The 19508-nt window shown below is 49.2% G+C and carries 23 protein-coding genes and 1 other annotated feature; of the genes, 7 read left to right on the top strand and 16 right to left on the bottom strand.

Annotated features, from left to right (window positions below; all coding sequences use genetic code 11):
* Positions 1-43: 43 nt before the first annotated feature.
* Positions 44-169: a sequence feature (Phe leader region), on the bottom strand.
* The 5 genes from pheM to thrS form a co-directional block, all read right to left on the bottom strand.
* Positions 120-164 (bottom strand): pheST operon leader peptide PheM, encoded by a 45-nt coding sequence (pheM, locus tag ACMYSL_RS12030; RefSeq protein ID WP_001386830.1) that lies wholly within the window; start codon positions 162-164, stop codon positions 120-122. (Overlaps the previous feature by 45 nt.)
* A 118-nt stretch (positions 170-287) precedes the next feature.
* Entirely contained in the window at positions 288-644 is a 357-nt protein-coding gene (gene rplT, locus ACMYSL_RS12025; RefSeq protein WP_004102963.1) for a 50S ribosomal protein L20, read from the bottom strand.
* A 50-nt stretch (positions 645-694) separates the two neighbouring features.
* Positions 695-892 carry a 50S ribosomal protein L35 gene (gene rpmI / locus ACMYSL_RS12020; RefSeq protein WP_001124225.1) on the bottom strand — a complete coding sequence of 66 codons (198 nt, stop codon included), beginning with the start codon at positions 890-892 and terminating at the stop codon, positions 695-697.
* Between the two features lie 96 nt (positions 893-988).
* Positions 989-1531 carry a translation initiation factor IF-3 gene (infC, locus tag ACMYSL_RS12015; RefSeq protein ID WP_071830666.1) on the bottom strand — a complete coding sequence of 181 codons (543 nt, stop codon included), beginning with the start codon at positions 1529-1531 and terminating at the stop codon, positions 989-991.
* Positions 1532-1534: 3 nt separating this feature from the next.
* On the bottom strand, positions 1535-3463 hold the full coding sequence (gene thrS, locus ACMYSL_RS12010; protein ID WP_110275722.1) for a threonine--tRNA ligase: 1929 nt from the start codon (positions 3461-3463) through the stop codon (positions 1535-1537).
* A 215-nt stretch (positions 3464-3678) separates the two neighbouring features.
* Here thrS and ACMYSL_RS12005 point away from each other — a divergent pair, with 215 nt between their 5' ends.
* The gene (locus ACMYSL_RS12005; RefSeq protein WP_434663027.1) at positions 3679-3825 is read left to right on the top strand and encodes a hypothetical protein; all 147 of its coding nucleotides are present in this window, start codon (positions 3679-3681) and stop codon (positions 3823-3825) included.
* Between the two features lie 90 nt (positions 3826-3915).
* Here the strand turns inward: ACMYSL_RS12005 and ACMYSL_RS12000 are convergent, their stop codons facing one another.
* Complete coding sequence (locus ACMYSL_RS12000) at positions 3916-4149, bottom strand: hypothetical protein (RefSeq protein WP_434663024.1); 234 nt, start codon at positions 4147-4149, stop codon at positions 3916-3918.
* A 269-nt stretch (positions 4150-4418) separates the two neighbouring features.
* Entirely contained in the window at positions 4419-5177 is a 759-nt protein-coding gene (locus ACMYSL_RS11995; protein WP_110275668.1) for a DUF481 domain-containing protein, read from the bottom strand.
* 288 nt (positions 5178-5465) lie between these two features.
* On the opposite strand from ACMYSL_RS11995, the gene pfkB reads away from it, so the two are divergent.
* From pfkB to ACMYSL_RS11980, 3 genes are all read left to right on the top strand, one after another.
* Positions 5466-6398 (top strand): 6-phosphofructokinase II, encoded by a 933-nt coding sequence (gene pfkB / locus ACMYSL_RS11990; RefSeq protein WP_434663022.1) that lies wholly within the window; start codon positions 5466-5468, stop codon positions 6396-6398.
* Between the two features lie 92 nt (positions 6399-6490).
* Positions 6491-6775, top strand: a complete 285-nt coding sequence (gene ghoS / locus ACMYSL_RS11985; protein ID WP_434663020.1) for a type V toxin-antitoxin system endoribonuclease antitoxin GhoS — start codon at positions 6491-6493, stop codon at positions 6773-6775.
* Positions 6776-6881: 106 nt separating this feature from the next.
* On the top strand, positions 6882-7754 hold the full coding sequence (locus ACMYSL_RS11980; RefSeq protein ID WP_304259770.1) for a fructosamine kinase family protein: 873 nt from the start codon (positions 6882-6884) through the stop codon (positions 7752-7754).
* 12 nt (positions 7755-7766) lie between these two features.
* Here ACMYSL_RS11980 and tonB read toward each other — a convergent pair whose 3' ends face one another.
* On the bottom strand, positions 7767-8492 hold the full coding sequence (gene tonB, locus ACMYSL_RS11975; RefSeq protein WP_112213402.1) for a TonB system transport protein TonB: 726 nt from the start codon (positions 8490-8492) through the stop codon (positions 7767-7769).
* Between the two features lie 211 nt (positions 8493-8703).
* Between tonB and ACMYSL_RS11970 the strand changes: the two genes are divergently transcribed.
* Positions 8704-9000 (top strand): YciI family protein, encoded by a 297-nt coding sequence (locus ACMYSL_RS11970; RefSeq protein ID WP_110275659.1) that lies wholly within the window; start codon positions 8704-8706, stop codon positions 8998-9000.
* Between the two features lie 56 nt (positions 9001-9056).
* On the opposite strand, the gene ACMYSL_RS11965 is transcribed toward ACMYSL_RS11970, so the two are convergent.
* On the bottom strand, positions 9057-9230 hold the full coding sequence (locus tag ACMYSL_RS11965; protein WP_130624366.1) for a YciY family protein: 174 nt from the start codon (positions 9228-9230) through the stop codon (positions 9057-9059).
* A 143-nt stretch (positions 9231-9373) separates the two neighbouring features.
* On the opposite strand from ACMYSL_RS11965, the gene cls reads away from it, so the two are divergent.
* Positions 9374-10834 (top strand): cardiolipin synthase, encoded by a 1461-nt coding sequence (cls, locus tag ACMYSL_RS11960; protein WP_181485884.1) that lies wholly within the window; start codon positions 9374-9376, stop codon positions 10832-10834.
* Between the two features lie 34 nt (positions 10835-10868).
* Positions 10869-11198: an HI1450 family dsDNA-mimic protein gene (locus tag ACMYSL_RS11955; protein WP_110275588.1), complete on the top strand. Its 330-nt coding sequence runs from the start codon at positions 10869-10871 to the stop codon at positions 11196-11198.
* Positions 11199-11389: 191 nt separating this feature from the next.
* Here the strand turns inward: ACMYSL_RS11955 and ACMYSL_RS11950 are convergent, their stop codons facing one another.
* The 7 genes from ACMYSL_RS11950 to ACMYSL_RS11920 form a co-directional block, all read right to left on the bottom strand.
* Entirely contained in the window at positions 11390-12226 is an 837-nt protein-coding gene (locus ACMYSL_RS11950; protein WP_182239416.1) for an ion transporter, read from the bottom strand.
* A 44-nt stretch (positions 12227-12270) separates the two neighbouring features.
* Complete coding sequence (gene oppF / locus ACMYSL_RS11945) at positions 12271-13275, bottom strand: murein tripeptide/oligopeptide ABC transporter ATP-binding protein OppF (protein WP_434663014.1); 1005 nt, start codon at positions 13273-13275, stop codon at positions 12271-12273.
* Complete coding sequence (locus ACMYSL_RS11940) at positions 13272-14285, bottom strand: ABC transporter ATP-binding protein (protein WP_110275585.1); 1014 nt, start codon at positions 14283-14285, stop codon at positions 13272-13274. The genes oppF and ACMYSL_RS11940 overlap by 4 nt, the downstream gene beginning before the upstream one ends.
* Before the next feature lie 11 nt (positions 14286-14296).
* Entirely contained in the window at positions 14297-15205 is a 909-nt protein-coding gene (gene oppC, locus ACMYSL_RS11935; protein ID WP_434663011.1) for an oligopeptide ABC transporter permease OppC, read from the bottom strand.
* 14 nt (positions 15206-15219) lie between these two features.
* Positions 15220-16140, bottom strand: a complete 921-nt coding sequence (gene oppB / locus ACMYSL_RS11930) for an oligopeptide ABC transporter permease OppB (protein ID WP_110275583.1) — start codon at positions 16138-16140, stop codon at positions 15220-15222.
* Positions 16141-16224: 84 nt separating this feature from the next.
* Positions 16225-17856 (bottom strand): oligopeptide ABC transporter substrate-binding protein OppA, encoded by a 1632-nt coding sequence (oppA, locus tag ACMYSL_RS11925; RefSeq protein WP_182239422.1) that lies wholly within the window; start codon positions 17854-17856, stop codon positions 16225-16227.
* Positions 17857-18606: 750 nt separating this feature from the next.
* Entirely contained in the window at positions 18607-19254 is a 648-nt protein-coding gene (locus ACMYSL_RS11920; protein ID WP_110275581.1) for a YchE family NAAT transporter, read from the bottom strand.
* Positions 19255-19508: the final 254 nt, after the last annotated feature.

Genomic DNA, 19508 nt, shown 5'->3' with positions numbered 1-19508 from the left:
ATTCACCTACCTGCAGCTTGAAATAGAATGAGCCAGTTCATATACGAAAAAAGCCTCCACAGTGGGAGGCTTTCTGGCGCTGTTTTCCGTTTCTTCTTTCACGCGCTAGCCTCCTGAGTTCAGGTGCTAAAGTAAAAAAAGAAGCGGAAAATAGCAGCATTCATGCTTGCATTACCTTGTCTGGTACGAAACGGAAGACCTGTATTGAAAAGCTTACGACAATAAAAGTCAATGTATTGATAGTGTTGAAACGAAAAGAGGGAGACAAGCTCCCTCTTTCAACTGGCTTATGCCAGAGCTGCTTTCGCTTTTTCGACCAGAGCGGTGAACGCTAATTTGTCGAATACTGCGATGTCAGCCAGGATCTTACGGTCGATTTCAACAGAGGCTTTTTTCAGGCCGTTGATGAATTTGCTGTAAGAAATACCGTTCTGACGTGCTGCTGCGTTGATACGCGCAATCCACAGTTGACGGAACTGACGCTTTTTCTGACGACGGTCACGATAAGCGTACTGACCAGCTTTGATAACAGCCTGGAAGGCAACGCGGTATACGCGAGAACGCGCACCGTAGTAGCCTTTAGCTTGTTTCAAAATTTTCTTGTGACGTGCACGGGCAACTACACCACGTTTTACGCGAGCCATATGTGCTCTCCTGTATCTATTCTAATTAAAAAGTTAAAAGGGTTAACGACTTATGCGTACGGCAGGCACGCGATTACCAGGCCCAGATCGCCTTTGGAAACCATGGCTTTCGGACGCAGGTGACGTTTACGCTTGGTAGCTTTTTTGGTCAGAATGTGACGCAGGTTAGCGTGCTTGTGCTTAAAACCACCTTTACCGGTTTTTTTGAAGCGCTTAGCAGCACCGCGTACGGTCTTAATTTTTGGCATTTTAATAACTTCCACTTCGCATTGTTAATAAACGAAACGTAGGCGAACAACACCTGCGGAACCCGTGGGTTCCACTGGCATTGCTACTTGAAGGCCTTACTGTTTCTTCTTAGGAGCGAGCACCATGATCATCTGGCGGCCTTCGATCTTCGTTGGGAAGGATTCGACTACTGCCAGTTCACTCAGATCGTCACGGACGCGCGTAAGCACTTCCATACCAATCTGCTGGTGAGCCATCTCACGACCGCGGAAACGCAGCGTGATCTTAGCTTTATCACCCTCTTCCAGAAAGCGAACCAGGCTGCGGAGTTTTACCTGGTAGTCGCCATCATCGGTACCAGGTCGGAATTTAATTTCCTTAACCTGGATAACTTTTTGTTTTTTCTTCTGTTCCTTAGAAGACTTACTCTTTTCATAAAGGAACTTGCCGTAGTCCATAATACGACAAACTGGCGGTTCGGCGTTAGGGCTGATTTCAACTAAATCTACTCCAGCTTCTTCAGCTTTTTCGATAGCTTCTCTCAGACTCACAATACCCAAAGCTTCGCCTTCCAGACCTGTTAAGCGAACTTCCAGGGCGCGAATCTCGCCATTGATACGATTCGGACGTGCCGTTTGAACTCGTTTTCCGCCTTTAATACCTTATTCCTCCAGTTGTTTTAGACTGCGGCTGCGAATCTCTTGTTGCAGCTTCTCGATAACTTCATTTACGTCCAGGCTGCCCAAGTCTTTGCCACGACGGGTACGCACGGCAACTTTGCCTGCTTCTACCTCTTTGTCGCCACAGACCAACATGTAAGGGACACGACGTAAAGTGTGCTCGCGGATTTTAAAGCCAATCTTCTCATTTCTCAAGTCTGCTTTTACGCGAATGCCCGCATTTTGTAGTTTACGAGTCAATTCGTTGACATATTCAGCCTGAGAATCGGTGATATTCATCACCACAACCTGCACAGGTGCAATCCAGGTTGGGAAGAAACCAGCGAACTCTTCGGTCAGGATGCCAATAAAGCGCTCCAGCGACCCCAGAATTGCGCGGTGAATCATCACAGGTACCTGACGTTCGTTGCTTTCGCCTACATAGGAGGCGCTCAGACGAGCCGGCAGGGAGAAGTCTAGCTGTATAGTACCGCACTGCCATGCACGATCGAGGCAGTCATAAAGGGTAAATTCAATTTTCGGGCCGTAGAATGCCCCTTCACCCAGTTGATACTCAAACGGGATGTTATTCTCTTCCAGCGCAACGGCCAGATCCGCTTCCGCACGATCCCACGTTTCATCACTGCCGATACGTTTTTCCGGACGCGTTGAAAGTTTGACGACAATTTTGTCGAAGCCGAAAGTGCTGTACATATCATAGACTAAACGAATGCAAGCATTGACTTCATCACGCACCTGATCTTCGGTACAGAAGATATGGGCATCATCTTGAGTAAAGCCGCGTACGCGCATTAAGCCATGCAACGCGCCTGACGGTTCGTTACGGTGACAGCTACCGAATTCTGCCATACGCAGCGGCAGATCGCGGTAAGACTTCAACCCCTGGTTGAAGATCTGCACGTGGCCTGGGCAGTTCATCGGCTTAATGCAATATTCACGGTTCTCAGAAGAGGTTGTGAACATCGCATCTTTGTAGTTGTCCCAGTGGCCGGTTTTTTCCCACAGCACACGGTCCATCATGAACGGACCTTTAACTTCCTGATACTGGTACTCCTTCAGCTTGGAACGCACGAAAGTTTCCAGTTCACGGAAGATAGTCCAGCCGTCGTTGTGCCAGAACACCATACCCGGTGCTTCTTCCTGCATATGATACAGATCGAGCTGCTTACCAATTTTACGGTGATCACGCTTGGCTGCTTCTTCCAGACGCTGCAGATAAGCATTCAGCGCCTTTTTATCTGCCCATGCGGTTCCGTAGATACGTTGCAACATCTTATTGTTGCTATCACCACGCCAGTAGGCACCAGCAGTCTTCATCAGCTTGAAGTGATGGCAGAAACGCATGTTCGGCACGTGCGGGCCACGACACATGTCGACATATTCTTCGTGATGGTATAAGCCAGGCTTATCATCATGAGCAATGTTTTCATCAAGAATCGAAACTTTGTAGTTTTCGCCACGCTTCACGAAGGTTTCACGCGCTTCATGCCAGCTGACTTTCTTCTTGATGACGTCGTAGTTTTTCTCAGCGAGCTCGTGCATACGTTTTTCGAGCGCGTCGATATCTTCCTGGGTCAGGGTATGGTCCAGATCGACATCATAGTAGAAACCATTGTCGACAACCGGGCCGATCGCCATTTTGGTATTTGGCCACAGCTGTTTAATTGCGTGCCCTAAAAGGTGCGCACAGGAGTGACGAATAATCTCAATACCATCTTCATCTTTCGCGGTGATAATAGACAGAGTTGCATCGTTTTCAATTGGGTCACAAGCATCAACCAGCTCGCCGTTTACACGACCAGCTATAGTGGCTTTCGCCAGACCCGGACCGATATCCAGAGCAACATCCATCGGACTCACAGCATGATCAAAATGGCGTTGACTGCCATCAGGAAGCGTAATTACAGGCATTTCATGTCCTTATTTGCAGTGGTGCCCCACACGAAAGAGCACATACAAAACAATATAATCATAATTATCAACAAGTTCAGACCCGGTTCCCGCTTCACTCTGCGAAATATGCGCACGACCGTTTACCGAATCGTACCCACCCGCAGTCGCCTGTTGATAACACCGACTGTTAGTTTACACATCATTACTGTGTGATTAAAGTCGCATGAGACTAAATGGTTATTGTTGATGGAAAAACAAGAGGTGACAGCCCAAAAAAACGCACGCTATTTGATTTGATGATATGCGAAAAAAGAAACGGTATTGGTATGATAAAAACCAAGTGTGATAATGAAAATTTAACACAACAAATGGATGTTTAACAAAAAATGCGGAAAGCAAAACCGGTACATCATTACCCGGCTTGCTGCTTTACGAAATAATGAAATATAAATGATGTGTTAGATGAAATATCAGGACCACTCACCGGCAACAAGCTTATGCACATCAAAAGCATCATTCATTGACTGACCCGTTGATTGGGAACCTGGAGCAATATTGGAGCCCGCTTCAACGTCAGCCGCTTTAGCAATGCCAACTTGAGTATGGTCGTTATTGGCTGGCTGTGGAGCCGTGTTAGCAGCAAATGCGCCAAAAGATAGCGTGCACAGCATCACAGCCGCGATTGCGATTTTGTTATTTTTCATGATAGTGATTCTCTTATTTGTTTCAGCTAATTGAACGGAGGCATTATCTCCGTCAGTGCTAAACAGTATAGATCCAGATCACATTCTTGTCCGACTAAATATTTATCTTTTCGTGTCAAATTAACTGCATATTTGTCAACAAAAAGACAATTATGAGGAAATTATGAAGGCAATTTCTTTTTATAAAAAATAAAACGAAAGGCCAAAAATAATAATGTCACTTATTGCTAAATTTAAAACAATCAGGCCGGTATACCCGGCCTGAAATATTACATTTTATAACCGAGCGACAGGGTAGTACGTCTATCGGTGTGCGCTGGCGCAGAGGACGGCGGTTCAGAGTTCCAGGTCAGGTTATAGGCTACTTTAAGAGCAAAATGTGCATTGATAGCAACATTTAACGCGCTTTCCGTGTTGAGTGTCGTATCTTCAGAGCCGAAAACTGAAACACCCTGTGTAAATTTGGTGGTATCGGTCATCTGCCACGCATAGGTACCAGAAGCATAGCCCAGCGGCTGAGTGTCGTTGTCACCATCGGTATACTCGTCATAACGTACGCCAGGACCAAATTCAAAACGCAGGCTGTGTACCGGGCCATTGAGGATTTGCCGACCATAACCCGCGGTGAGCACATCACGCTGCTGATAACCATTATAACGATCCGTCAACCAGCTCGCCTGGCCAAAAATATAATTCTGATCGGTCAGGTTATAACGACTACGCCCGCCTACCGCGTACTTTTCCGAAGAGCGTTGATCGTTTGACGATGTGTTGCTGGCATTCCCCCAAAGTGACCACGCTGTAGTATTACCATACCAGGTCAAAGTAGAGTCCGCAGTCATTGAGGAACTTTTCGTATTGCCGGACTGCGCCAGATAACCAGCGTTAACAGTACCTTCGAAAGGTTTTTTGGCAGTGGAAGGGTCATCCATGACAGTAAAAACGGAATCATCGGCCATTGCGCATGTAGATGCAAAGAGCCCCCCCGCCAGCATTGCCGCTGCGGGTACTGTCTTCAAAAGCTTCATTTAATTTAAAGTCCGTACAACATAAAAGGAGACCTGGATGGTCCCGGGAGCTTTCGCGAGGATCGCTGATTGCCGCTCCTGGAAAGGGGCTAAATTATAAAAAAGCACGATTAACTTAGCAATCAATTACTATTTCATTTTTTGTATAAGAGGCTTCTCAAAACAATTTTTATTTCATAAAGATAAAAAGAGATGCTGGTGCAAATGTCACTCGTTACTTTCCCTGCCCTCCTTTAAGTGCCATGCTTAAAAACAGAGCAGCTAAACTCGTATTATGGAGGAAATTGGATGACCAAAATCTATACGCTCACATTAGCCCCTTCGCTCGACAGCGCAACTCAGACCCCGCAAATCTACCCGGAAGGCAAACTACGCTGTAGCGCTCCCGTTTTCGAACCTGGCGGCGGCGGGATAAACGTTGCGCGAGCCATTACTTTTCTTGGCGGCAGCGCTACCGCAATATTCCCCGTCGGCGGCGCCACGGGGGAACATCTCACCGCCCTGCTGACCGATGAACATGTTCCAGTAGAGACAGTTGAAACGCATGACTGGACGCGACAAAATCTTCATGTGCATGTGAATACCAGCGGTGAACAGTATCGTTTCGTCATGCCAGGAGCCGCGTTAACCCAGGAAGAGTTCCATCGTCTGGAAGAAAAAGTTCTCGCCATCTCACCCGGATCCCTGCTGGTTATCAGCGGCAGTCTGCCACCAGGCATCAGCGTCGAAAGCCTGACAAAGCTGGTCAAAAACGCTCAAAAACATGGGCTGCGCTGTATTATCGATAGCTCCGGCGAAGCCCTCGCCGCCTCCCTCGATGTTGGCAACATTGAATTGGTTAAGCCGAACCAGAAAGAATTGAGCGCCCTCGTCCAACGAGATCTCAACCAACCAGATGATGTACGTAAGGCGGCCCAGGAGTTAATTCGCACCGGCAAGGCTCTTCGCGTTGTGGTCTCTTTGGGGCCGCAGGGTGCGTTGGGCGTAGATGCCAGCGGCAGCGTGCAGGTCGTACCGCCACCGATGAAAAGCCAGAGCACCGTCGGCGCCGGAGACAGTATGGTCGGCGCAATGACCCTGCGACTGGCGGAAGATGCCACTCTTGAAGATATGGTGCGTTTTGGCGTTGCTGCCGGTAGCGCCGCAACGATTAACCAAGGAACTCGTCTTTGCTCGCTGGAGAATACGCAAAAAATCTACAACTATTTGCGCGGTCAGTAAACGCCTGCACTCCCTCTAAGTCTCCAGAGGGAGTCGCCAAATTATCATGATGGTCTATGCTAAAAATTTCATGAATAACAATAGGGTGAAAAATGAGTAGCGAAATTATTGCCTGGGTCATCACAGCACGCTTTCACGAACAGACGTTAACTGAAATTAACGAACTGAGTAATCACCTCACCCGAGCCGGATTTACCCTTGTTCTGAACGATGATGAAGGCGCTCCACACGAACTAGGGACCAATACTTTTGGCCTTCTTTCACCGCAGAACGCAGAAGAGGTCAAAGCTTTAAGCGCCGGTTTAGCCGAAACCGCCCTGGGAAGACCTATCGAAATAACCGTCACCACATTTGATCAGTGGTTGAAAGCTCAATAAGTGCGATTAGCGCAGTAGAAACCGTCAGTTGTGCGTCAGTTCGAATTTTACACCGAGGTTATGCGCTAACCTTATGAAATGGTGGAAAACATAGGGGAGAGACAGCATGTGGCAAGCTATCAGCAATTTGTTAAGCGATTGGCACACTGAAGCAGCTGAAATCGAACTGCGAAACGAACTACCTGGTGGAGAAATCCATGCAGCCTGGCATTTACGCTTTGGTGGGCGAGATTACTTCGTAAAATGTGATGAACGGGAGCTTTTGCCCATCTTCACCGCCGAAGCAGATCAGCTTGAGCTGCTGTCACGAAGTAAAACCGTTAGCGTACCGCAGGTTTTTGCTGTCGGCAGCGACCGGGATTACAGTTTCCTGGTGATGGAATATCTCCCTCCCCGGCCACTGGATGCGCATAATGCTTTCCTGTTAGGTCAACAAATCGCGCATTTACATCAATGGAGCGATCAGCCGCAGTTTGGTCTCGATTTTGATAACGATCTTTCTACCACCCCACAGCCAAACGCGTGGCAGCGCCGCTGGTCTACTTTCTTTGCTGAGCAGCGCATTGGCTGGCAGTTGGAGTTAGCCGCCGAAAAAGGTCTGCATTTTGGCGATATTGATACTCTCGTCGACACTGTACAACAGCGGCTGAGCAATCATCAGCCACAGCCATCATTACTTCACGGTGATTTATGGTCTGGTAATTGTGCGCTAGGGCCGAATGGACCTTATATTTTCGACCCGGCCTGCTATTGGGGCGACAGAGAGTGCGATCTGGCTATGCTGCCGTTACATGTTGAACAACCACCGCAAATTTACGACGGCTATCAATCCGTTTCACCGCTGCCGTCCGGCTTTCTCGAACGTCAACCCATCTACCAGCTATATACATTGCTGAACCGGGCGATTCTGTTTGGTGGACAACATTTAGTCACGGCGCAGAAAGCGCTTGATGACGTATTAATGGAAAAGGCCCCTTAAGGGGCCTCACTCTTAGCTAATCTTCACGCCTTTCAGACGGAACTGAATGGTCATGGTGATGCCAGTACCCGGTTTACCTGCTTCATAGCGCCATTTACGTAAAGCGCTCTTCACTTCACGCTCAAACATATTAGCTGGCTGAGCGGAGAGGATCTGCACGTTATCCACACGACCGTCCGGCGTAACATCAAATTTAACGCGAACATCACCCTCAATGCGCAGCGCCTGGGCACGAGCTGGATAGGTCGGTTCTCCGCGGCTTAACGCTCGTGGACCGGTCGGGGCCGTAACGGTTGGTTTAGCGGTCGCGGTCGATGTACTTGGTGCCGTGCGCGCTGGTGCCGTATTTGAGTTTTCAAACGGCGATGCAGGGCGCGTTTCCGCTGGTTTCACATCACGCTTTGGCTGCTCAACCTTTTTTTCCGGCTTCGGTTTTGGTTTTGGCTTCGGCTTGGGTTTATGGATCACAACCGGTGCCTCTTTTGGCGGTTCAGGCACCACTTCCGGTTCAGGCTCTGGCTCAACTACGGGTTCAACCACCGGTTGCGCCGCCTGAGGCGGTTCCAGATCGGCCGGGGCCACCATTGTAATTTCGATAGGCTGCGAAGGCGAAGGTCGTTCAATAACCTGATGTACCGAAGTATACAGCAACGCCGCTACAACACCTCCGTGGATAACCACGGACAGTAGCGTAGGCCACGGAAAGCGGCGAGGTAAATCAAGGGTCATTGCGCTCATAGTCGTTTCTGTTGAAAAATGATGCCCCGATTTTAAATGCAAATAGCAATCATATTCAACTAGGGTTGTTATCTTGCATCAAAATTTGCCCCCTTTTCTGACAAAAAGGCGCCAGAGCATGGCAATCTAAGGGTCGTGCGCATCTTTGCATTGCAGTCAACGACGGTTTCACTTAACGTGATTCGCCAATTTATTAATAAGGAGCCATGCCGTGCTTTACGTTATCTACGCTGAAGATATCGCCGACTCTCTGGAAAAACGATCGTCGGTACGTCCCGCGCACCTGGCGCGTTTACAACTATTACATGATGAAGGTCGTTTGCTGACCGCTGGCCCAATGCCTGCTGTAGACAGTAATGAACCTGGCGTGGCTGGCTTTACCGGTTCAACGGTTATTGCAGAATTTGAATCACTGGAAGCGGCGCAATCATGGGCCAATGATGACCCGTATATCGCTGCCGGGGTTTATCAGAAAGTGTCCGTTAAGCCTTTCAAAAAGGTATTCTGAAACAAGACCCTGACCAAAAACAGAGGCACCGCGAGCGGTGCCTTTTGTTTCGACTCTCAAAACTCAGAGAAAGTGAACAGCAGGGAATGACGTTGCCGTTTCACCAGCTCTTTTCTGATGGAGAGGATGCGCATATTGCGACGCGATTGGCCTTCCAGCCAGCGTGTTTTACGGCGACTCACCTGTCTTAGCATGCGCCAGCGCCCTACTTCCGTTCTACTACGCTTCATTGCTACTACTCTACGAGTGAAAACAGCCAGCATTATAGACCGATGAATCTGGGTGACCAACGCTTTCGCTGCGTTTTTATTTGCCAGATTGATGTTGATGCGTAAACTCATGACATAAAGTCATTCAAAAGGATTTTTCATCTATGACAACCTTTTACACAGTGGTTAACTGGCTGGTCATACTCGGTTACTGGCTGCTGATCGCTGGTGTAACATTACGCATACTAATGAAAAGACGTGCAGTTCCGTCAGCAATGGCGTGGTTGCTGATCATCTACATCCTTCCGCTTGTGGGAATCATTGCCTATCTCTCGTTTGGCGAGCTGCATCTGGGTAAACGCCGCGCTGAGCGCGCTCGCGCAATGTGGCCTTCGACGGCCAAATGGTTAAAAGATCTCAAAGCCTGCAAACATATCTTTGCCGATGATAATAGCCCGGTCGCCGAATCGTTATTCCAACTCTGCGAGCGCCGCCAGGGCATCGCTGGCGTTAAAGGCAACCAGCTTCAGCTACTCACCGAATCAGATGACGTTATGCAGGCGCTTATCCGCGACATTCAGCTTGCTCGTCACAATATTGAGATGGTGTTCTATATCTGGCAGCCCGGTGGTATGGCCGATAAAGTCGCGGAATCGTTAATGGCAGCGGCTCGACGCGGCGTACACTGCCGTTTAATGCTCGACTCCGCGGGTAGCGTGGCTTTTTTCCGCAGCCCGTGGGCCGCCATGATGCGCAATGCGGGGATTGAGGTTGTCGAAGCGCTGAAGGTAAACCTGATGCGCGTCTTTCTACGTCGTATGGACCTGCGTCAACATCGCAAAATGGTCATGATCGATAACTATATTGCTTATACCGGCAGTATGAATCTGGTTGACCCTCGTTTCTTTAAACAAGACTCCGGCGTGGGTCAATGGATTGACCTGATGGCGAGAATGGAAGGCCCGGTGGCAACAGCCATGGGCATCGTCTATTCCTGCGACTGGGAAATTGAGACCGGAAAACGAATTTTACCACCACCGCCAGACGTCAATATCATGCCGTTCGAAGAGGCCAGCGGGCATACAATTCATACCATCGCTTCCGGCCCGGGTTTCCCGGAAGACTTGATTCATCAGGCTCTGTTGACCGCCGCCTATGCAGCCAAAGAGCATTTGATCATGACCACTCCCTACTTTGTGCCCAGTGACGATCTGCTGCATGCTATCTGTACTGCCGCACAACGCGGTGTCGATGTCAGCATCATTTTGCCACGCAAGAACGATTCGCTGCTGGTCGGCTGGGCCAGCCGCGCTTTCTTTAGTGAACTGCTGGCGGCAGGGGTGAAGATTTACCAATTTGAAGGCGGACTGCTGCATACCAAAAGCGTATTAGTTGACGGCGAACTCAGTCTGGTCGGTACCGTGAATCTCGACATGCGCAGCCTGTGGCTTAACTTCGAAATTACGCTGGTGATCGACGATGCCGGATTTGGTAGCGATCTGGCGGCAGTTCAGGACGACTATATCTCCCGCTCGCGCCTGCTGGACGCCCGGTTGTGGTTAAAACGTCCGCTGTGGCAACGAATCGCCGAGCGACTGTTTTACTTCTTCAGTCCGTTGCTGTAAAACGTGCCAATCAGATGTTTAATGGGTAGCAATCATGGATATGGATTTAAACAATCGCCTGACCGAAGACGAAACGCTTGAACAAGCTTACGATATCTTCCTGGAACTGGCTGTCGACAACCTCGACCCGGCAGATGTCATTCTGTTCAACCTACAATTTGAAGAACGCGGCGGTGCCGAGCTGTTTGACCCGGCTCCTGATTGGGAAGAACACGTCGATTTTGACCTCAACCCGGATTTTTTTGCCGAAGTGGTGATTGGCCTGGCCGATACCGATGGCGGTGATATTAACGATATCTTTGCCCGTGTGCTGCTGTGTCGCGAAAAAGACCACAAGATTTGCCATATTCTGTGGCGTGAATAAGCATCATCTCAAACACGTAGCAATATATACCCGTCATACTTCAAGTTGCATGTGTGTTGGCTGCGTCAGCTCACCCCAGTCACTTACCACAGTAAGCTCCTGGGGATTCTCTTCCTTGCCGCCTTCCTGCAACTCGAATTATTTAGGGTATAGAAGAAACCTGCCCGTTTCACCGCGGCAGGTTTTTTTATTTAATCAGGTAACTCACTTCCGCAGGCATTGCAATAACGGGCATTTTTATCATGCGTATTGTGCCGACATTTCGGACACACGCGCTGAGTGCGGCGGTTCTGAAATGCGGTAGTCATATGGGTGGTAATCAAACCAGTTGGAATCGCAATAATAGAGTAGCCGATTAAGATAAGTATCGATGCCAGAATGCGCCCCACCGGCGTATGCGGGGTGATATCGCCATACCCCACCGTCGTTATCGTCACAATCGCCCAGTAGACCGACGCATTCAGCGTGGTAAAGCCATATTTTGGCCCTTCAATCAGATACATCAGCGAGCCAAAAATAACCATCACAATGGCGATAAACGAATAAAAAAGAATCAATTGATGGCGAGCGCTAACGATAGCGGCCCAGAAAATATTCAGCGACGGCATAAATCGCAGCAGTTTAAGAATACGCAACGCGCGGATAGCGCGCATCGCCCGCCAGGCAAACACATATTCAATGCTGATTTCAGGCCACAGCCACATAACGTAGAGCGGCAAGATCGTCGCCAGATCGATAATTCCCCAAAAGCTGAAAATATACTTTATTGGGTTGGGCCAACTGACGATACGCAGAAAATATTCGAGGGTAAAAACAGCCGTCACAAAAAACTCGAGCCAGACGAAAATATGCCATTCGTCTAAAGTCAGATGATATTGCGTACCCAATCCGGACTCAATAAAAATCACCAGCACGCTGAGCAGCGCAAAAACGCCGCAAAGGCCTTCAAAATGGCGACCAGTGCGTCGGTTTTGATCGAAAAGTAAATGGTACAGCCGCAAACGTGCGGCATGAATATTGACAGCCACGTTAACCTCACAAAAAAAGGGCTGACCTGCGTCAGCCCCAGAGATTATAACGGGTCTACCTTCAGGCAGGAAACTGCATGTCGAAAACTGCCTTCCAGCACCGGTCGCGTTTTCGCGCATTCCGGCCCGGCAAGCGGACAGCGCGTACGAAATACGCAGCCCGAGGGCGGGTTAATCGGCGACGGTAATTCCCCTTCCAGCAGTTGGATAGTCTTGTTTCTTTCCAAATCAGGGTCAGGAACCGGCACCGCCGACATCAGCGCTTTGGTATAAGGATGCAGCGGATTATGGTACACCTCATCGTAAGTGCCCAACTCCACGGCATGCCCCAGATACATCACCAGCACGCGGTCAGAAATATGCTTGACTACCGCCAGATCGTGAGCGATGAAAATCAGCGAAAGACCCATTTCACGCTGCAACTGCTGAAGAAGATTCACTACCTGCGCCTGAATTGACACGTCCAATGCCGAAACCGGCTCATCACAGATAATTAACTTAGGCTCAAGGATCAGCGCGCGCGCAATGCCGATACGTTGGCACTGACCACCGGAGAATTCGTGCGGATAGCGGTTAATCAGGTTTGGCAGCAGCCCCACTTTCATCATCATCGTTTTAACCCGGTCGCGAACTTCCTGACGCGGCATTTTCGGATGATAAGTACGCAGCGGCTCGGCAATGATTTCCCCGATAGTCATTCGCGGGTTCAGCGACGCCAGCGGATCCTGGAAGATCATCTGAATATCGCTACGCACATCGCGCCACTCATCAGGTTTCATTCCCAGCAGATCTTTGCCCAGCCAGGCAACCTTACCGTCAGTCGCTTTCACCAGACCTATAATGGCTCGCGCAAAGGTTGATTTTCCGCAACCTGACTCCCCGACCACGCCCAGCGTTTCACCCTCGTACAGACGCAAGGTTACGCCATCTACCGCCTTGAGCGTTTTTGACGGCTGCCAGAACCACTGTTTACCGTCTTTAATATCAAAGTGCACTTTCAGGTCGGCAATTTCGAGCAGGACTTTTCTTTGTTCCGTTACGGCGTTCATAGCAAATCCCCCACCGGTTGAAAGCAGGCACGCAGGCGGCCTGGCGCAAACTCCTCAAGAGGCGGAGCGCTATTACAAATCTCCATTGCATGCGGGCAACGTGGCTGGAACGGACAGCCCTTCGGCAAGCGCAGAAGGTTCGGCGGGTTGCCCGGAATGGTCAACAAGGCGTCACCTTCGGCATCCAGACGCGGAACCGCATTCAGCAGACCAATTGAATAAGGGTGCGACGGATGATAAAAGACGTCGCGCGCCTGACCATATTCCATGGTGCGGCCAGCATACATCACCAGCACCTTATCGCAGATCCCCGCCACTACGCCGAGATCGTGGGTAATCATAATGATCGCGGTATTGAACTCGCGCTTGAGTTCATTCAGCAACGTCATAATTTGTGCCTGCACGGTCACATCCAGCGCCGTTGTCGGCTCATCGGCTATCAACAGCTTAGGCCGACACAGCAGCGCCATCGCTATCATAACGCGCTGGCGCATCCCGCCGGAAAACTCGTGTGGATACATTTTCATCCGTTTACGCGCTTCCGGCATTTTGACCGCATCCAGCATTTTAACCGACTCTTCAAACGCTTCGGCTTTGCTCATCGCTTTATGCAGCATCAGGACTTCCATCAGCTGTTCGCCTACCCGCATATACGGATTGAGCGACGTCATCGGGTCCTGAAAAATCATTGAGATCTGCTCGGCGCGTAGCTTATTCAGCTCACGTTCCGGAAGGTTCAGGATCTGCTTACCGTTAAAGGTCGCTGAACCGCCAATGCGACCATTTGCCGCCAGCAGGCCCATCAGCGCAAAAGCGGTTTGCGACTTACCGGAACCGGACTCACCCACGATGCCTAAGGTTTCCCCTGCCCGTAGATTAAAGTTGAGATCGTTGACCGCAGTAACATCGCCATCGGGAGTGCCAAAGGTGACGCGAAGGTCTTTAACATCCAGAAGCAGGCTGGATTGTTGTGCTACCTGCGGCGCTTTTGCCGTTTCAATCGTACTCATGACGGCGCTCCTTAGCGGTCTTTCGGGTCGAGGGCATCACGCAAGCCATCGCCGATAAAGTTAAAACAAAATAGCGTTACCACCAGGAAACCGGCAGGGAACAGCAGCAGCCATGGCGATACTTCCATCGAGTTCGCGCCATCGCTGAGCAACGCGCCCCAGCTGCTTAGCGGCTCCTGGGTACCCAGACCAAGGAAGCTCAGGAAGGATTCGAACAGGATCATGCTCGGGACCAGCAACGAGGCATACACCACCACCACGCCAAGCACGTTCGGCACAATATGGCGGATAACAATGTTACCTGTTGAGACTCCACCGACCTGCGCAGCTTCAATAAACTCTTTGCGCTTCAGGCTCAGGGTCTGGCCGCGAACGATACGCGCCATATCCAGCCAGGAGACCATCCCAATGGCGACGAAAATGAGCAAAATATTCTGGCCAAAGAAGGTCACCAGCAGAATGACGAAGAACATAAACGGGAAAGAGTTGAGGATTTCCAGCAGACGCATCATCACCGAGTCCACTTTGCCGCCCAAATAACCGGAAAGCGAGCCGTAAAGCGTGCCAAGAATCACCGCCACCAGCGCCGCAGCGACGCCGACCATTAATGAAATACGCCCGCCGATCGCCACACGCACCAACAGGTCGCGGCCAGACGAGTCGGTACCGAAGTAGTGAGCAGACTCCATATCAGGCGCGCTGGACATCATGCCCCAATCGGTATCGTAGTAGGAGAACTGCGACACCATCGGGGCGATGGTGACAAACAGCGCGATAATTACCAACACGATCAAGCTGGCAACAGCAGCACGGTTATGCATAAAGCGGCGGCGGGCGTCCTGCCAGAGGCTGCGCCCTTCGACTTCCAGCTTTTCACTGAAGTTTTCCAGCGCCTCGTTGTTTCTCTTACTTAACATCATGGCGAACCCCAGCGTTAATAACGAATCTTCGGATCGATAACGGCATACAGCACGTCAACAACCGCGTTAAACAGAATGGTCAATGCGCCAACCAGAATGGTCAGGCTGAGCACTAGCGAATAATCGCGGTTCAGCGCGCCGTTGACGAACAGTTGGCCAATACCCGGCAGACCATAAATGGTTTCGATAACCATCGAGCCAGTAATAATGCCGACGAAGGCAGGTCCCATATAGGAAAGTACTGGTAACAGTGCGGGTTTTAGGGCGTGACGTAGAATGATGCGGCGCATCGGTAAGCCTTTTGCCCGCGCGGTACGGATGAAATTAGAGTGCAGGACTTCAATCATCGAGCCGCGAGTGATACGCGCAATACTGGCGATATAGGCCAGCGACAGTGCGACCATAGGCAAAATCATGTATTGCAGCGCCCCGCCGTTCCAACCACCACCCGGCAGCCAATGCAGAGTAATAGCAAATATCATCACCAGTAAGGGCGCGACTACGAAACTGGGTATCACGACCCCGGTCATTGCCACCCCCATCACAGCGAAGTCCCATTTCGTATTCTGTTTTAGCGCCGCAATAACTCCGGCAGTGACGCCAAGAATTACCGCCAGGAAAAATGCGGCAAAACCTAATTTGGCAGACACCGGGAAGCTGGAAGCCACCAGATCGTTTACCGAATAATCTTTATATTTAAAGGAAGGACCGAAATCACCATGCGCCAGTTGCTTCAGGTAATTGAAATACTGGGTCATGATGGGGTCGTTTAAATGATATTTTGCTTCAATATTCGCCATGACTTCCGGTGGCAGCGTACGTTCACCGGTAAAAGGACTACCCGGCGCAAGACGCATCATAAAGAAGGAGATTGTAATTAGAATAAATAGCGTCGGAATCGCTTCCAGACAGCGACGAAAGATAAATTTTAACATTGCCCGTACCTTCTGGCCTGTGCCTATCGAGTGCGATGAATTCAGACACGGTGGGGCAAGCGCTGCCTGCCCCACGATTTGCCATTAATGTTTGATAATATAAAGGTTCTTAACGTAGATATTATCTAACGGGTCTTTACCTGTGTAGCCGCCGACCCAAGGTTTAACCAGGCGGGCGTTGACATAATAGAAGACCGGGACGATGACGGAGTCTTTGTCCAGCTGCTGCTCAGATTGTGCATAGAGGTCTGCACGTTTCGCTTCATCACTGGTTTTCAGCGTTTCAGCAATAATCTTGTCAAAAGCCGGACTCTTATAATGCGAGGTGTTGTTTGAGCTGTCGCTCAGCATGGTGTTCAGGAAGGATGTCGGTTCGTTATAGTCCGCACACCAGCCGGCGCGCGCAATATCAAAGGTGCCCTGATGGCGATTATCGAGGAATGTTTTCCACTCCTGATTCTCCAGCTTCACGTTCGCGCCCAGATTTTTCTTCCAGATAGACGCGACGGCAATAGCCAGTTTTTTATGCAGATCGGAAGTGTTATAGAGCAGGTTAAAGGTCAGCGGTTTATCAGCGGTATAACCTGCTTCGGCGAGTAATTTTTTCGCTTCTTCATTACGTTTTTCCTGCGACCACTTGAACCACTCAGGTTCAACCAGTTTCATACCATCGGTATATGGTGGGGTGTAGCTATAGGCTGGCAGATCGCCCTGATTTTTTACTTTATTGACAATAATGTCGCGATCCAAAGCCATTTTCAGTGCGGTTCGTACACGAACATCGGTAAACGGTGCTTTCTGATTATTGATTTCGTAGTAATAGGTGCACAGATACGGATCGACGTGAACTTCTTGCGGGATCTCTTTTTTCAGCTTCTGGAACAGTTCGATCGGCATGTTGTTATAGGTCATGTCGATTTCACCGCTACGGTAGCGGTTTACGTCTGTAACTTCAGAAGAGATCGGCAGATAGGTGACCTGATTAATCACGGTTTTGGCGTTATCCCAATAATTGGTATTACGCTCCAGCACAATACGCTCGTTGACTACCCAATCTTTTAATTTATATGCGCCGTTGCTAACGATATTGGCAGGTTGGGTCCATTTCTCACCAAACTTCTCAATCGCGGCTTTAGGTACTGGAGAGACGGATGGGTGAACGAGAAGTTTATAAAAGTAGGGTACGGGTTCGCTGAGTGTAACTTCGAAAGTATGATCATCCAGCGCTTTTACGCCCAGATCGGTCGCTGGTTTTTTGCCGCCGATAATTTCGTCAACGTTGGCCACATGACCATATTGTAGGTAGCTTGCATAAGGAGATGCTGTTTTCGGGTCAGCCAGGCGCTGCCAGCTATAAACGAAATCTTGTGCCGTAACCGGCGTGCCGTCAGACCACTTTGCATCTTTTCGCAGATGGAAGGTCCAGACTTTAAAATCTTTGTTGTCCCATTTTTCCGCAGCACCAGCAACCGGATGACCGTCAAGGTCGCTTACCAGCAGTCCCTCAAATAAGTCCCGGCTGATATTAGATTCCGGCACACCTTCAATTTTGTGCGGATCAAGAGACTGGACTTCGGATCCATTGTTGCGCACTAGCGTTTGTTTATCCGCCAGCTGTACTCCTGCGGGTACATCTGCCGCTATGGCTGCGTTAACGGTAATTAGCGCAGATAATACGCCTGCGGCTACCAGGCTTTTTTTCGTGATGATGGTCATGTGTTTGTTACTCCACTCATTATAATTACTGGCTATATAACCAGCCTGCTTTTCTCTTTTAGGATTCTGTACAGTGCAGGAGTTTATGCTGCTGTCAGATTGTACTGCTTGCTATCACCGACTTATTTTATTACGACCGCTCAAACGGCAGTCTTGACGTCGATTCTTCCCCTCCCTGTCCGGAGGCGGTTTTAAATCGCAATGAGTTAGTTAATAAAAATTCTCATTTAAGTTTATATTCTGCTAAAGATCACGCCGGAAAGTACCAAAAGGCCTTCTCGTCCGCCAATGCAATTTGCAAATATGTTACCGGATTCTCTTTTATGATCTCCCGGAAGGCAGAGCATAAAATTCCCCCTGTAAAGAAAAAGTTATAAAACCATTATCTATCATGTGCATACGAAAAAATTACTGTTTTACATACCGAGCAATACTGAGAAGGTGCTTTTTTGTACGAAAAATTAACAATTGTTTATTATTTAGCACATTCATCTGCCTCATCGGTGAATTTACTAATATCATTTCAATTATCTGACGGCAAGCACCAGACAATGATGTGACGAAAATAACAGTAACTAATGTGAGTGGATAGCGAGGGGAATGGCAGGATAAGTTCGTAACAGACTGATAAAAAACAAAAATGTGATTATATTAAAAAAAGTTATTTTACGTGTTCATATAACGTTTTTTGATATGCTTTGCTAATAATTAAGCAACCGCGGGGTTTTGCCCCGCGTGCAGAAGCGCAGATTAATTCACTAGCCCAGGGAAGAGTGCTTTTATCCCGGTGACAATAAACTCGATCCCGAGGGCCATAAGTAGCAGCCCCATAATACGGGTAATCACGTTAATTCCCGTTTGCCCCAACAGGCGAACCAGCCAGGGGGCCATACGGAAAATCCCCCAGCAGCATAAAGCGAAAAGCGCAATTGCGACCGAAAAGCCCAAGAAATGCGCAACGCTATGATAACGCGTACCCCAGACGATCGTTGAACTGATAGCCCCCGGTCCGGCCATCAGAGGCAATGCCAGCGGTACCACACCGATACTCTCGCGGATCGCCGTTTCTGACTTCTCTTGTTTGTTCTGCTTATCCTCACCGAGCTTGCCGCTAATCATCGACATCGCAATAGTGACAACCAGAATCCCACCAGCAATACGGAAAGAATCGATGGAAATACCAAAGACCTGCAGAATACCATCCCCCAGAAACAATGAGGTCAGCAGGATAATGGCGACAGAAAGGTTAGCCGTCAGATTGGTCTTGTTACGTATCGCCGCCGTCTGATAACTGGTCATGCTAATAAAGACAGGGATGATGCCCACCGGGTTTACCAGCGCGAATAGCCCGATGAAAAATTTGAAATAAGCTGAAAAATCAAACAACGGTTGAATCACAGTGCGCTCCGCAGCATCATTAAAAATGGCTGTTGACAGTTGCCAGCATAAAATATCCGCGAAAAGATACGCTGTTTAATAGCATAATTCATCTCAATTATGCATAAGGTCATAATAAAGCTCGGATGTTATTTATTTGTTTCCATAATGCTATTTATTCATTCAATTAGCATACCGAATCATTACACATGCCCTGAAAGGTCAAAAAACGAACAGCTGAAAGGTATCAGCTTCGTCGATTATTGATGTAGATC

Origin of the sequence: Klebsiella sp. MISC125, assembly GCF_051131775.1 — a bacterium.
Lineage (GTDB): Bacteria > Pseudomonadota > Gammaproteobacteria > Enterobacterales > Enterobacteriaceae > Klebsiella.
The sequence above is the reverse complement of the archived record's forward strand: the minus strand, read 5'-3'. Positions and strand labels throughout refer to the sequence as shown.

Bases quoted from the DNA above. Each gene is read 5' to 3' on its own strand.
- rplT (WP_004102963.1), bottom strand. From the start codon at position 644: ATGGCTCGCGTAAAACGTGGTGTAGTTGCCCGTGCACGTCACAAGAAA.
- rpmI (WP_001124225.1), bottom strand. From the start codon at position 892: ATGCCAAAAATTAAGACCGTACGCGGTGCTGCTAAGCGCTTCAAAAAA.
- thrS (WP_110275722.1), bottom strand. From the start codon at position 3,463: ATGCCTGTAATTACGCTTCCTGATGGCAGTCAACGCCATTTTGATCAT.
- ACMYSL_RS12005 (WP_434663027.1), top strand. From the start codon at position 3,679: ATGGTTATTGTTGATGGAAAAACAAGAGGTGACAGCCCAAAAAAACGC.
- ACMYSL_RS12000 (WP_434663024.1), bottom strand. From the start codon at position 4,149: ATGAAAAATAACAAAATCGCAATCGCGGCTGTGATGCTGTGCACGCTA.
- ACMYSL_RS11995 (WP_110275668.1), bottom strand. From the start codon at position 5,177: ATGAAGCTTTTGAAGACAGTACCCGCAGCGGCAATGCTGGCGGGGGGG.
- pfkB (WP_434663022.1), top strand. From the start codon at position 5,466: ATGACCAAAATCTATACGCTCACATTAGCCCCTTCGCTCGACAGCGCA.
- ghoS (WP_434663020.1), top strand. From the start codon at position 6,491: ATGAGTAGCGAAATTATTGCCTGGGTCATCACAGCACGCTTTCACGAA.
- ACMYSL_RS11980 (WP_304259770.1), top strand. From the start codon at position 6,882: ATGTGGCAAGCTATCAGCAATTTGTTAAGCGATTGGCACACTGAAGCA.
- tonB (WP_112213402.1), bottom strand. From the start codon at position 8,492: ATGAGCGCAATGACCCTTGATTTACCTCGCCGCTTTCCGTGGCCTACG.
- ACMYSL_RS11965 (WP_130624366.1), bottom strand. From the start codon at position 9,230: ATGAAGCGTAGTAGAACGGAAGTAGGGCGCTGGCGCATGCTAAGACAG.
- cls (WP_181485884.1), top strand. From the start codon at position 9,374: ATGACAACCTTTTACACAGTGGTTAACTGGCTGGTCATACTCGGTTAC.
- ACMYSL_RS11955 (WP_110275588.1), top strand. From the start codon at position 10,869: ATGGATATGGATTTAAACAATCGCCTGACCGAAGACGAAACGCTTGAA.
- oppF (WP_434663014.1), bottom strand. From the start codon at position 13,275: ATGAACGCCGTAACGGAACAAAGAAAAGTCCTGCTCGAAATTGCCGAC.
- ACMYSL_RS11940 (WP_110275585.1), bottom strand. From the start codon at position 14,285: ATGAGTACGATTGAAACGGCAAAAGCGCCGCAGGTAGCACAACAATCC.
- oppC (WP_434663011.1), bottom strand. From the start codon at position 15,205: ATGATGTTAAGTAAGAGAAACAACGAGGCGCTGGAAAACTTCAGTGAA.
- oppB (WP_110275583.1), bottom strand. From the start codon at position 16,140: ATGTTAAAATTTATCTTTCGTCGCTGTCTGGAAGCGATTCCGACGCTA.
- oppA (WP_182239422.1), bottom strand. From the start codon at position 17,856: ATGACCATCATCACGAAAAAAAGCCTGGTAGCCGCAGGCGTATTATCT.